Below are 12570 nucleotides of genomic sequence, written 5' to 3' on the forward strand. Positions count from 1 at the left end.
GACATAAGACGCCGCATGCCTCCCTCACCCCGAGCGAAACCATGCCTGACCAGCAGAAATCAGCGAATCACGTTCGGTTGAGATACGGCTTCTCAGCCCGCCGCCAGCACTTGATTGCACCTGCTCCGCTGGGACGAGCGTCAGGTGCGGGAGATGTGAGACTTGACTCTCATAATATGTGAGAGGAAACTCTCACGTCATGGATTCTGGTAATCGTCTGGGCGACATCGAGATCACTGATCCGCAGGCGATGCGGGCGCTGGCGCACCCAGTGCGGCTGGCGATCCTCGAACGCCTGCAGCGGCACGGGCCGGCGACGGCGACGCAGCTCGCGCCTGATGTGGGAGCAACCCCGTCAGTGGCCAGCTGGCATCTGCGGCATCTGGCGAGCTTCGGGCTGGTCCGCGATGCCGAGCCCGGCCCGGACCGTCGCCAGAGGCGGTGGGAGGCGGTGGCGCGGGGCTTCCGGTTCGAGGCGCCAGAGGATCCGGACGATGAGGAGGGCTGGTCGGCTGCGCGGGTCCTGTCCCGGGAGATGTTCCTGCGCTCAGGCGACCTGCCGAACCGGTGGGCTGCCGAGGTCGAACCCAAGCTCGAACCGGTGTGGCGGCGGCTTGCAGGCCTGGCCAACACCCGTGTCGTCGTCTCCACCGACGAACTCGCCGCCATCGAGGACGCGATCGAGCGCATTCTCGCCCCCTACGTGATGCGTGATGAGGCCACGCGGCCGGCCGACGCCCGTGGCGTCAGGCTGCTGCGTTATGCCCTGCCCGAGGGTGCCGAGGGTCAGACCGGCGAGACGCCATGAGCGCGGCGGACCAGTCCTTACCCGTATCCCTGTGGCGTGATCGGCGGTTCCGTCGTTTCTGGGCCGGTCAGTCGATCTCGCAGTTCGGCGACCGGATCACCGAACTGGCCCTGCCACTGATCGCGGTGGGGGCGCTGCACGCTTCGGCCAATCAGGTGGCGTTGCTGACCGCGCTCATCTGGACCCCGAACCTGCTCGCGATCGTCCTCGGCGCCTGGGTCGACCACCGCGTCCACAAGCGGCGCCTGATGATTCTCGCCGACCTGGTGCGGGCGGCAGTGCTGCTCTCTCTCCCCGCCGCCTATCTCACGGGGGCAGTGACGCTCGGCCAGTTGTATGTCGTGGCCTTGCTGACGGGCGCGGCTGGGGTGCTGTTCAACACTGCCTATCCGCCTTTCTTCGCCCACTTGGTGCCTCGCTCCTCCTACGTCGACGCGAACAGCAAGCTCAGTGCCAGCCGTTCAGCGTCGTACGTCGCTGGACCGGCGATCGGTGGTGCTCTGATCCAGGCGTTGGCCGCTCCGGTCGCCGTAGTCGTCGATGCCCTGACGTTCCTGGCGTCTGCGGTTCTGGTCGGTCGAGTTTCGATCGACGAACCGTCAGCCGCCCACGACCAAGCGGCAACTTCGCTGCTGCGGCGTGCCAGGGAGGGACTGGTGTTCATCATCCGTCACCCGGTGCTGCGGGCGAGTCTCGGATGCGCGGCGACCGTCAACTTCTTCACGTTTGTCGCGGGCAGCGGGCTGATCGTGCTGTTTGCCAGCCGAAACCTCGGACTGACCGCGGGGGTCATCGGCATGGCGTTCGGGATCGGCGCCACCGGCTCGCTCCTCGGCGCGGTGATCGCCCCGAAGATCTCGCGAAGACTCGGCGTGGGCCGCAGCATTGTCTTGGGCTCCGTGCTGTTCCCGGCACCGATCGTCATCGCCGCTGCTGCGGGCGGCCCCCTCTGGGCTCGCGCCGGAGCCTTGGCGGTGGCCGAGTTCATCTCCGGAGTCGGCGTCATGCTGTTCGACGTCAACCTCAACTCCCTTCAAGCGGACGTGATCCCCGATCGCATGCGCAGTCGAGTCGCCGGTGCGTACAGCACGATCAATTACGGCTTACGCCCTGTGGGCGCCGTCTTCGGAGGTCTCCTCGCTACCCTCGTCGGCCTCCGGGCGACCCTCCTCATCGGGGCCGTTGGCGGAGCGCTGTCCCTGCTCTGGCTGCTGCCCTCGCCGATACCGCGCATCCACTCCCTGACTCCCGACAATCCGGTAGCTCCAGACAGCGACACGGACGCGCGACCATTGCCTTGCTGATCACCGGAGAACCACCCGGGTCCAGGCCAAGGCTTCCCAGACCCGACTGCCCGAAGATCGCTGTCTGGGGCCGGAGAGCTCGTTCCCGTTCGGCCAACAGACTCGTTCGAAGCGAGGGATCGTGCCTTACATGCCTGGAGGCGTGCGAGTCATCTGACTCGGACCAACACTTGACAGCTATAGATAACTCTGGACGCGCGGGCCGAACATCGCATCTTCACCGGGCTGCGGGACCTGGCCAAGGACCGGGCGATCCTGCTGATCACGCACCGGCTCGCCAACGTCGCCATCGCGGACAAGATCATCGTTCTCGACCAGGGACGCATCGTCCAGGAAGGCTCGTACGAGGAGCTCACCCGCGAGCCGGGGCTGTTCCGCTCCCTGTGGGAACTGCAGCAGCGCACCACCGGCGAGGCAGCATGATCCCCGGCCCCCCTCAGTCCCAGTCCGCGCACTCACCAGCCGGCAGCGCCTGGCCGGCGGACTTCACCGCGCACCGGGTCGGCGCCGGCTGCCCGATGTGCCGAAACGACTTCGACGCCGACGACATCGGCTGGGGCCTGCTCGTACGGCGCGGTGAGGTCAGCAACGCCTACCTGTGGCGCAGCGGCCAGGTCCGCGGGTATGCCGTCGTGATCTACACCGGCCGTCATGTCGCCGAACCCACCGAGCTGGACGAGGAGGAGGCGGCGGCCTTCTGGCGCGACGTCCTGGCCCTGGGCCGCGCGGTGGAGGCGCTCTACGAGCCGCTGGAGATGAACTACCTGCTGCTGGGGAACCAAATCCCGCACGCCCACTGGCACTGCGTTCCGCGACGTGAAGCCGGAACGGACCCGGCGCCGGGCGGCCCGCTCCCCTTTGACGCGCTCGATCTCGGACTGCAGGACGAGGAGCAGCTGCAGGCGGATGCCCGAGCACTGCGCCAGCTGCTGCCTCCCTCCGGCCGACCGGGGGCGCCGCGATGATCGGCTCAGGGTCGGACGTGATGGTCGTGGCGAGGATCCTGACGCTGTTCTACCGGATTGTCCCGACCTTGGTCGACGAAGGTCCTGCGGGGACCGCCACCCGCAACTACGTGGCCCGGGACAGCGACGGAGCCCGGTGGTTCGTGAAGGCCTACCCGGCGGGCACCGATCTGGACGCGGAGGGCCAGGCGCTCGAGCTCGGCGAGTTCGCGCGGCTCGGCCGGATCCCGGTGCCGGTAGTGCGCAGGACCCTGGAAGGTGACCTCATCGCGGCCGCCGGCGACATGGCGGTGTCGGTTGCGGCGTTCGTCGAGGACACGGAGACGGCGGAGGGCGGCCTGTCCGGCGATCGGTGGGCCGCGGTGGGCGAGACCGTCGGGTGCCTGCACCGGACCCTGGCCCGGCACCCGGCCGGGCCTCCGCGCCGTGTGCCCGCCCGGGAAGTCTGCGACGTGAAGCGGGCCCGCCAGCGCCTTGACCGGCTACTCGTCCTCTTCGCCAAGAGGCCGCCCACCTCGGGCTTTCCCTCCTGGGCACGGGAGACCGTTGCCCAGCGGCTCGACGCGCTGCCTGCCGTGGCCGCCATGATCAAAGGGCTGCCGACGACGTTGACGGTGCAGACCGTCCACGGAGACCTGGCCTCGCCCAACCTACTCCTTCGCGGGCAGCAGGTAGCGGCATTGATCGACTTCCGGCCGCCCGGTCACCGCAGCCCCGCCTGGGAGCTCGGGCGGATCGTCCTGGACCCGCGCACCGTCCTGGCGCAGCCGCAGTGGCCTACTGGCCTCGCCGAAGCTGTCGCTGCATACCGGGCAGCCAACCCGGCGCTGCCGGCCGAAGAGCTCCTCGCCGTGCCCCGCCTTGCCGCCGGATACCTGGCCTGCTCGGTGTATCCCCTGTCCGAGGCCGTCGACGACCCGGCCGCCGTCACCCCCGAACTCGAGGCGTACGGCCGCAACCGGCAGGCGGCCATAGCCGAGCTGTGCGAGCGCCTGCCGGAAGCCGAGGAGGTGCTCCATGACTTCCTCCACTGACCCCTCCTCCTCTCCCGGCACCCGGCCGTCGTTGTGGCGGCACCGCAACTTCCGCCGCTACCTGACCGGGCAGGCAGCCAGCGTGACCGGCAGTTCGATCAGCAGCATGGTGATCCCCGTGCTGGCGGTGCTCGAACTGGACGCGACCACCGCCGAGGTCGCCTGGCTGACGTTCCTGGGCCAACTGCCGCCCGCACTGCTGGCATTGCACGCCGGGGCTCTCGCCGATCGCCACTCCAAGCGGAAGCAGATGATCGTCGGTGATCTGGTCAATGCCACCTCGCTGGTCAGTGTGCCGGTGGCGGCCGCGCTGGACTGGCTTTCCCTGCCCCAGCTGATGGTGGTCGCGGCCGTGCAGGGCGCGGCGGGGGTGCTGCATGATGCCGCCGCGATCAGTCTCCTGCCCAGCCTGGTCGACCGGTCCCTGCTCCAGCGGAGCAACAGCCGGATCGGCGGGCTCTTCGCCGTTGCCGCCACCGCGGGCAGCAACCTCGGCGCCGCTCTGACCGCGTTCCTCGGCCCGGCTCGGGCGCTTCTCGGGGACGTCTTCTCCTACCTCATCAGCGCCTGGTGTACCGCGAGCATCCAGGCCCCAAACAGCCCCCGGCCAGCAGCGGAGGGCCGTCGTCGGCTGCACGCCGAGATCGGTGAGGGCCTGCGTTACGTGAACGGCGACCACCGGCTGCGCACACTGACCCTTGTCAATGCCACGACGTCGTTCGCCCTGGCGCTCCTCAATACCTTGTGGGCGCTGTACCTGCTCCGGTCCCTCGCCATGGGAGCGACCACCTTCGGCGTGGTCCTGGGACTCGGGGCGCTGGGCGCGGCGGCCGGGGCGCTGGGCGCCCCGGCACTCGCGGCGCGGTACGGGCCCGGGCCGATGATGCTCGCCGCGCTCGCGATCACCCCGCTCACACAGAACCCTCTGCTCCTCGCCTCCCTGGGCCTGGTCTGGCAGTTCGCCATCGGTGCCGCCCTGTTCCTTCAGCTGGCCTGTGCCGGGGCCGCGGGGACGACCCAGCGCACAATTCGCCAGGTCGTCACCGCCGACGGCATGCAGGCCCGGATGCAGGCCGTGAGTACCTGGCTCACCTCCGGTGCACGGCCGGTAGCCGCGCTCCTCGCGGGCGGGCTCGGCACATGGATCGGTGTGCGTCCCACCCTGGTGGCCGGTACCTGCCTCCTCGTCATCCCCCTCGTAGTCCTCTACCGCTCCCCGCTGCGCAGCCTGCTGGACATGCCCGGCTCACCCACCGCGACTTCTCCTTCAGCCGAGGCCGTCACACCTCCGACGCCGTCGGTGCCGATCGTCCCCAATCCCGCAGTCGCCGTGGATGTGCAGCACGACCGCTCTTCGAAAGGTGGCCCGTGAGCATCCACCTGCACACGGCCCCTGGCCCGGAGTCGTCATCGGCGGGCCCCCCGCCAGGCGCGCCCCTCTCTCACAGCCCCTACATCCCGTCCCACACGTCCCGAGGTGATCACGTGCCGCCGTCCCGCTCTGATATCCGCGCGACCATCGAGACCTATCTCAGTCGGCATACCGAGGAACGACAGTCCCTGGGAGAGCTGTTGGCTGTCCTCGATGGCGCCGAGGAGCCGTCCAGCCGCGCCACGCTGCCCGGACACGTGACCTGCAGCGCCGTGGTCATCGACCGCGACCGCCGGGTGCTCCATATCGGCCATCGGTTGACAGGGCTGCGGCTTTGCCCCGGCGGCCACGTTGAGGAGGATGACCGTACGCTCCTGGCCTCTGCCGTGCGCGGGGTGTGCGAAGAGGCGGGGCTGCGCCCCGGCGACCTGTGCCTGACCCCGCAGTTCCTCGCCGAGCCGATCGACGTGGATGTGCATGACATCGACGCCAACCTGGCCAAAGGCGAGGCCGCTCACCAGCACGTCGACGTCCGCTTCGCGTTCTACCTCACCGCCGGACAACCGCCTGCGCTCGCTCTGCAGGACAAGGAGGTCTCCGGGGCCCAGTGGCTCCCGTACGCCGACGTGCGCTCGCCCACACTGCGGGCCAAGCTCCTCGCTGCCGAGCCGCACGGCCTGGATGGCCGCCCGGAGCCCGTCAGCGCCAGCGCCCTGATCCACGACGGAGCCGGCCGGTACCTCCTTCATCTACGAGATGACCGCGAAGGCATCTGGGAGCCCTGGGTCCCGGCCCTCGTGGGAGGCAAACGGTCGCGGGACGATGCCAGCCTCGAGGCGACACTGCGGCGCGAGCTGGCAGAGGAGACTCCGGGCCTGGATCCCACGGGCCTGATGCCGTTCGCCGTCCAGGAGGCGACGAGCGTCGACGGCCTTGCCGTTCCCATCAGCGTCTACGCCGGGCACTGGAGCGGTGATGCCGAGGCGGTGGATCTCCGCGACGGTGTCCTGCTGACGTGGTGCACCGTGGACATGCTCGACCGGCTGCGCCTGAGCCCCGGGCTTGAGACACTGATCCGGCGGCACGCGGCCGAAGCGGCCGAGCACCCCTCGGCGATTGAGCCAGCGGACGGCACCGGCCCGCCGGCCGACGAGGCTCCGCCGGGGACCGAGCTGCACATCGTGGGTGTCCACCTCCATCTCCAGGACGCCCAGGGTCGGATCCTTCTCGGCCTGCGCCACCCGGACTCCACGTATGCGCCAGCCACTTGGCACTTCCTGGCCGGCCACTGCGAGCGGGAAACGGCGATCGACTGCCTGGTACGCGAAGCGAAAGAGGAAGCCGGCCTCACCATCGCGCCCGAGGACGTCGATCTCGTCCACACGGTGCACCACGTCGACTCCCCCGACGCCCGGCCGAGGATCGCGCTCGTCTTCCAGGCCCGCTCCTGGACCGGCGACCCGGAGGTCCTGGAGCCCGACCGGTGCGTGGAGTGGCGATGGTGGACACCGCAGGACCTCCCGCCCGCAGTCGTGCCGTACACCCGCATGGCGATCGACGGAATCCTTCGGGGGCGCCCGTACTCCGAGCAGGGCTGGGGCGAGCGATGAGCACCCTGGACACCTGTCCCGCCGCCGACCCGGTCGGCGAGGCCACGCCGACCGATGCGGAAGCGGATCCGCCAGCCGCGCGGGCGGCGATGGTCGCCCGGCTCGGGGAGGAAGGGTCTCTGCGGCCGGGCCCGGTCCGCGACGCCCTCCTCACGCTGCCCCGCGAAGTGCTGATGCCGCAGGCGTACGTACGGCGCAGCGCGCCGGGCGAGGAGCCGCCGCGGTGGGATCTGCTGGACTGGGCGTCGCCGCACGACCGCCCCGAGCTGCTCGGGCTGCTGTACGGCGGGGCCAGTGTGCTCGTCCAGCACGACGGGGAGCCGCTGCTGGGCCGGGCCCGCGGGACGCGGTCGGGGGCGTCGATCACGTCGATGTCGACGGTGATGGGTTTGACCGCCGAGCTGCTGGAGGAGCTGGATCTGCGCCCGGGTCTGCGGGTGCTGGATGTCGGGACGGGCGCGGGGGTGACCGCCGCGGTGGCCTGCCAGGTCTGCGGCGACCAGGGGGTGGTCACCCTCGATCGGGACCGGCACCTCACCGCCGCGGCCGCCGCCCGCCTGGCCGATCTCGGCTTCCGGCCGCAGGTGGTGTGCGGTTCGGGCGAACAGGGCGTCCCGGGCCGGGAGTTCGACCGTATCTTCGTGTCGTACACGGTGGAGCGCGTGCCGACCACGCTGGTCGAGCAGCTCGCGCCCGGGGGCAAGCTGCTGGCGCACGTGACCAGCGCGTCCCCGTCGTGGCCCGGCCTCGCCGTCGTCGGGCGCACCGCCGAGGGGCGGATCACGGCGGAGCTGCGGGCCGTGGAGTTCGCCCACCGGGCCGGGCACGGCATGGACCGGATCTGGCTCAGCGAGGAGTTCCGGCAGCGCATGGCCGCCGAGCCCGGCGCGTGGACCCAGCGGAGCAAGCTGGCACCGCCCGCGGACACCGACCGGGGCCTGTGGCTCGCGGCCGACCACCTCCTCGGAGGTCTGGTGCGGGACTTCGGCGCTGAGCACCTGTCCATCGGCGCACCCAGCTGCGGATCCTGGATGCGCGCGGAGCCGGTTGGCCACCGGCGCTGGAATGTCACCGTCCAAGGGCCGCGGGACATCTGGAAAGAGATCCAGGACCTCGCCGACCGGTGGCGGGCCGCACGCTCCCCCGACCGCTACCGCCTCTACTTCGACGCGGACGGCGGGCAGCGCGCCGCGTCCGAGTGCGGACGCCTGTCCTGGCACCTATCCGCCCCCCACCCGCTCGATGAGGGAGCCACCCCGTGACCTACCCCGAGGGGCCCCTTCCGGGCCTTGCACCGGAGCAGGAGACCATGTTCGAGGGCGCGGCGTTGACCTACTCCCGCCGCCGCCCCGGCCTGCCGGACGCGGCGGTGCGCCTGCTCGCCGACACGCTGCGGGGCCGGCCGTCCCCGGTTCTGCTCGACCTGGGCACCGGAACCGGGCAGGTGCCCTTCGCGCTCCTGTCCGCCGGCGCTGACCTGACGCACATCGAAGCGGTTGACGTCAGCCCGCAGATGCTGCATCAGGCCAGTCAAGCCCTCACTCCCGTGCTCGGCCACTGCACCCTCACCCTGGTCCACGCGACGGCCGACGCCTACGAGCCGCTCGCAACGCTGCCGGGCGAACCGGACTCCGGCCCGGACCTGATCACCTTCTGCCGGTCCTACCACTGGATGAACGGTGAGGCGGTCCTGGAGATGGCCGATGGGGTCGCCACACCGGGCGCCGCAGTGGCGATCACGGGCGACGGGAGCCTGTGGACCCAGGACGCCGACTGGACCCGTGCGCTGCGCGAGTTGATCCAGCGCTACCTGGGCGCCGAGCGCCGGGCGGGCGCCCGCCGTTCCTACGCCGAGCCCCGCCGCTCGTACGAGGAGGACCTCGCCGCCTCGGCGTTCGACGACGTCACCGAACATCTCTTCCCGGTGACCCGCACGGGGGCGCCGCAGGCAGTGCTCGACTACCTGCGCACCACGTCCTTCGCCGGGGCCGGCCTCTTCGCAGAGCGGCACCAGGCGTTCGAGGACGAGGCCCTTGCCCTTCTCCACGCGCACGCGGTGGAGGGGTCTCTGGTCGAGGAAGCGACGTTCAGGGTTCTGCTCGCCCGACGTCCCGAGGGAGCGCGATGAGCGGCGGGCAGCGGCACACCGAGCCAGTGGACGTCCACCTGATCCTGCGCCGGGAGACCGCCGACGGGCCGCAGGTTCTGCTGTCGCGGCGGGCCGGGCAGGTGTACGCCGCCGGCTTATGGCACCTGGTCTCCGGGCACTTGGACGGTCCGCACGAGGACGTGGTCACCGCCCTGATCCGCGAGGCGCGGGAGGAGAGCGGTGTCGTCATCGACCCGGCCGACGTGCGGGCCGCCGTGACCGTGCACCACCGCAGCCCCGGAGGTGCCTCCCGTACCGGGTACTTCTTCGAGGTCCGGCGGTGGAAGGGCGAGCACGAGATCGCCGAGCCGGACGTCTGCGACGCGATGGACTGGGCACCCCTTCACGCCCTGCCCGCCCAGATCGTGGCGTACTGCCGTGCGGGCCTGGACGCCTACACCGCCGGCGCGCGCCTCGCCGTGCACTTCCAACTGCCCGGCGACAGCATCGCCTTCGACCCCGGCGCCGACCGGCTGCGTCTCGTGCCGGACATGACCGGCCAGGCGTCTGCCGCCCGTCCCGACGCTGCGGTCGTGGAGTTCGCGGAGCGGACGGTCGGCCGGATCGTGCAATGGACGGACACCTCATGGGCGCGCGAGGAGAGCCGGGTGTGGCGGGTCCACGGCGTCCAGGGCGGCGCCTGGTACGTGAAGGCGCACCAAAACGAGCGGTTCCACGGCCGGGAAGTGCGCGGGCTACGGACGTGGGCGCGGGAGCTGGGGGCGGCCGCGCCCCGGCTGGTCGCCGCCGACGAGACCCTGCGGGCGGTGGTCCTCACCGCGGTGCCGGGCCGCCCGCTGCACGGCGCCGTCCTTGCCCCGGACCGGGAGAGGGCGGTCTTCCAACGGATCGGCGCGCTGGCCCGACGCATCCACCACGCCTCTCCCCCACGGCCCGCTCCTGTCGGCAGCGGCCCCGCCGTCGCCAAGGCCGAACGGCACCTGGCCGGAGCACGGTCTCATCTACTCCCGGGTGATGAGGAATTCGTCCGTGAGCTTGTCCGACAGGCCGAGGACCTGTCACCGCTGGAGTGGGTGGAGACCCACGGCGATTTCCAGCTCCGCAACATCCTCGCCGCCCCTGGCACCGCCGACGAGACGGACGACCGTGAGGTCTTCGTGGCGGTGATCGACCTCGAGCGCAGTGAACCGGGACCAGCCGTACGGGATCTGGTCCGCCTCTCCGACGCCTGGGCCGGCCGCCCCGACCTCTTCGAGGCGTTTCTGGCCGGGTACGGCAGGCACCTGACCGCCGCCGAGCAGGCCCGCCTCGTCATCGACGCAGCTCTCGATTCCGTGAGCGCGATCGCGTACGGCGCCGCTCACGGTGACCCCGAGCTGGTCGAACGCGGCCGGCGGACCCTGGCCCGCCTGCGCGCCGAGCATCGCGCAACCCTCTCACCGACAGGAGATCCGACGTGAACGCCGACCCGGCACCCACTGCCACTGCCGCGACCGAGCCGCGCGACGCCGCCGGACAGCCGCCGGTCCGCGAGGCAACCCCCGCTGACGCCGAGGCCATCACCCGGATGCGCTCCGCATACGTCCTATCCGCACCGTTCACCGACGACTGGCTCCGGCAGTGCACGGACGAGCTGGCGCCACGGCTCACGCCGGGGGGAGACGCCCGGGCCTTCGTCGCCGACACCCCGGACGGCACGATGGCCGCCTGCGCCCTCGGCCTGATCCACCCCGTGCTCCCGGCCCCGGCCTACCCCCGGGGCCGGGCAGCCCGCGTACAGCTGGTCGCCACGCACCCGGACCACCGGCGCCGCGGTTACGCCCGGGCCGTCGTCTCCGCACTCCTCGACCACCTCGCCGACGTCGAGGACGTCACCCTGTTCGAGCTGCACACCAGCCCGGAGGCCGCGCCCCTGTACCGGGAGTTCGGCTTCAGCGGCAGCCCGGCACTGATGCGGATGACCCGCCACCGTCAACGTGCCGGTGCCGTGCCCGGTGCGCAGCCGGACTCGACGTGGGTGCCGCCGCAGCAGTACGCCGACGCACTGCCCCGGGCTGCCGCGTACGTGTGCCTCTACGTCACCGACGAGGAGGACCGGCCGCTCCAACTGCACTCCGTCTACTCCCCCGGCCATCCCTGGCACATGATCGGCGGTGCGATGGATCTGGGCGAGCGGCCCTGGGACGCGGTGGTGCGCGAGTGCCGGGAAGAGACCGGCATGACCGCCGCGGGCCCGCCCCGGCTGTTGGCCACCGTGTTCGGGCAGCCCCGGGAGAGGCGTCCGTACAGCACTCTGCAGCTGATCTTCGACGGCGGTCGCCTCACCGCTGAACAGATCCGGGGCATCACCCTCAATCCGCGCGAGCACGACGAGGCCCGCGTCCTGCCCCTGGCCGAGTGGGAGGCCTTGATGCCGGCCCGCGATTTCGTGCGGCTGCGCGCCGTGGAGGAGGCCCGCCGCACCGGCGTGGCCGCATACGTCGACACCTGGGGGAACGCATGAGCATCGTCTTGATGTCCGACCGGAGAGTCGCCGCGATCCCCGTCCACGAGCGCGGGGAGGCCCTCCTCGACGCCCGCGTGCACGGCCTGATGGTCGACGACCGCAAGCAGGACGCTGCGGGCGCCTGGGCCCACGTACGTCAGGGCGTGCTCACGCGGCTCCAGCAGGCGCAAGCGCTGCTCCCCGGCAGTGTGCAGTTGCTGTTCATCGGGGGCTACCGGCCCCCGTCCCTGCAGCGCCGGTACTTCGAGGAGTACTCCGCCGAGCTCGCGCGCGCCCATCCGAACTGGAAGGCCGCCGCGATCCGGGAGGCCGCCAGCCGCTTCGTATCGCCTCCGGAGATCGCGCCGCGCTCCGCCGGCGCAGCCGTCGACGTGACGCTCGTTGACCATCGGGGCCGCGAACTGGACATGGGTACCCGGGTGAATGCGTCGCCGGAGGAATCTTCCGACGCCTGCTACACCGACGCCGCCAACCTGAGCGCCCGGGCCCGCACGAACCGGGCCACCCTGGGCGGCGCGCTGTCCACCGCCGGGTTGATCAACTACTGCACGGAGTGGTGGCACTGGTCGTTCGGCGACCGGTACTGGGCGTTGCAGACCCAGCAGCCGGCCGCCCTCTACGGCCCCGTCGAACTGCCCTGGCACCGCCTTTCATGAACGAGGAGCGACCTGTGGGATACACCCGGACTGACTGGTCCGAGCACTACAACACCGGGCGGGGCTTCCGGCGGCTCGGTGACCAGGAGAAGGGCCTGCTCGTCGAGCACGGGGTGTGTCAATTTAACGGCTGATCTTGGTTGTTGATGGTCAGTTGTTTCTCGGGGTCAGGCGGCCCTCGAAGGCGATCTGGAACGCGTTGAGG

General features: G+C 71.0%; 11 protein-coding genes and 1 pseudogene. All 12 read left to right on the forward strand.

What is annotated here, in order from left to right; genetic code table 11:
• Positions 1-199 precede the first annotated feature (199 nt).
• The 12 genes and pseudogenes from ACFYTE_RS41765 to ACFYTE_RS41820 all read left to right on the forward strand — a co-directional run bounded on the left by ACFYTE_RS41765 (position 200) and on the right by ACFYTE_RS41820 (position 12365).
• On the forward strand, positions 200-808 hold the full coding sequence (locus ACFYTE_RS41765; protein ID WP_388722464.1) for an ArsR/SmtB family transcription factor: 609 nt from the start codon (positions 200-202) through the stop codon (positions 806-808).
• Complete coding sequence (locus tag ACFYTE_RS41770; protein ID WP_388722466.1) at positions 805-2112, forward strand: MFS transporter; 1308 nt, start codon at positions 805-807, stop codon at positions 2110-2112. The genes ACFYTE_RS41765 and ACFYTE_RS41770 overlap by 4 nt, the downstream gene beginning before the upstream one ends.
• A gap of 189 nt (positions 2113-2301) precedes the next feature.
• Positions 2302-2535: pseudogene (locus tag ACFYTE_RS41775) on the forward strand (ABC transporter); the annotation flags it as partial.
• Positions 2532-3077, forward strand: a complete 546-nt coding sequence (locus ACFYTE_RS41780) for an HIT family protein (RefSeq protein WP_388722468.1) — start codon at positions 2532-2534, stop codon at positions 3075-3077. The pseudogene ACFYTE_RS41775 and the gene ACFYTE_RS41780, both read left to right, overlap by 4 nt.
• Before the next feature lie 26 nt (positions 3078-3103).
• Positions 3104-4111 carry a phosphotransferase gene (locus ACFYTE_RS41785; protein WP_388722470.1) on the forward strand — a complete coding sequence of 336 codons (1008 nt, stop codon included), beginning with the start codon at positions 3104-3106 and terminating at the stop codon, positions 4109-4111.
• Positions 4095-5483 carry an MFS transporter gene (locus ACFYTE_RS41790; protein ID WP_388722472.1) on the forward strand — a complete coding sequence of 463 codons (1389 nt, stop codon included), beginning with the start codon at positions 4095-4097 and terminating at the stop codon, positions 5481-5483. The genes ACFYTE_RS41785 and ACFYTE_RS41790 overlap by 17 nt, the downstream gene beginning before the upstream one ends.
• 200 nt (positions 5484-5683) lie before the next feature.
• Positions 5684-7093 carry an NUDIX domain-containing protein gene (locus ACFYTE_RS41795; protein ID WP_388722474.1) on the forward strand — a complete coding sequence of 470 codons (1410 nt, stop codon included), beginning with the start codon at positions 5684-5686 and terminating at the stop codon, positions 7091-7093.
• A complete protein-coding gene (locus ACFYTE_RS41800) occupies positions 7090-8355 on the forward strand; it encodes a protein-L-isoaspartate O-methyltransferase (protein ID WP_388722476.1) in 1266 nt (421 codons plus the stop codon). Before ACFYTE_RS41795 ends, ACFYTE_RS41800 begins: the two co-directional genes overlap by 4 nt.
• Positions 8352-9221, forward strand: a complete 870-nt coding sequence (locus ACFYTE_RS41805) for a class I SAM-dependent methyltransferase (protein ID WP_388722478.1) — start codon at positions 8352-8354, stop codon at positions 9219-9221. The genes ACFYTE_RS41800 and ACFYTE_RS41805 overlap by 4 nt, the downstream gene beginning before the upstream one ends.
• Positions 9218-10663, forward strand: a complete 1446-nt coding sequence (locus ACFYTE_RS41810; RefSeq protein WP_388722480.1) for a phosphotransferase — start codon at positions 9218-9220, stop codon at positions 10661-10663. Before ACFYTE_RS41805 ends, ACFYTE_RS41810 begins: the two co-directional genes overlap by 4 nt.
• On the forward strand, positions 10660-11706 hold the full coding sequence (locus tag ACFYTE_RS41815) for a GNAT family N-acetyltransferase (protein ID WP_388722482.1): 1047 nt from the start codon (positions 10660-10662) through the stop codon (positions 11704-11706). The genes ACFYTE_RS41810 and ACFYTE_RS41815 overlap by 4 nt, the downstream gene beginning before the upstream one ends.
• Positions 11707-11717: 11 nt before the next feature.
• A complete protein-coding gene (locus ACFYTE_RS41820; protein ID WP_388722484.1) occupies positions 11718-12365 on the forward strand; it encodes a M15 family metallopeptidase in 648 nt (215 codons plus the stop codon).
• Positions 12366-12570: the final 205 nt, after the last annotated feature.

Origin of the sequence: Streptomyces sp. NPDC004629, from assembly GCF_042873595.1 — a bacterium.
Lineage (GTDB): Bacteria > Actinomycetota > Actinomycetes > Streptomycetales > Streptomycetaceae > Streptomyces.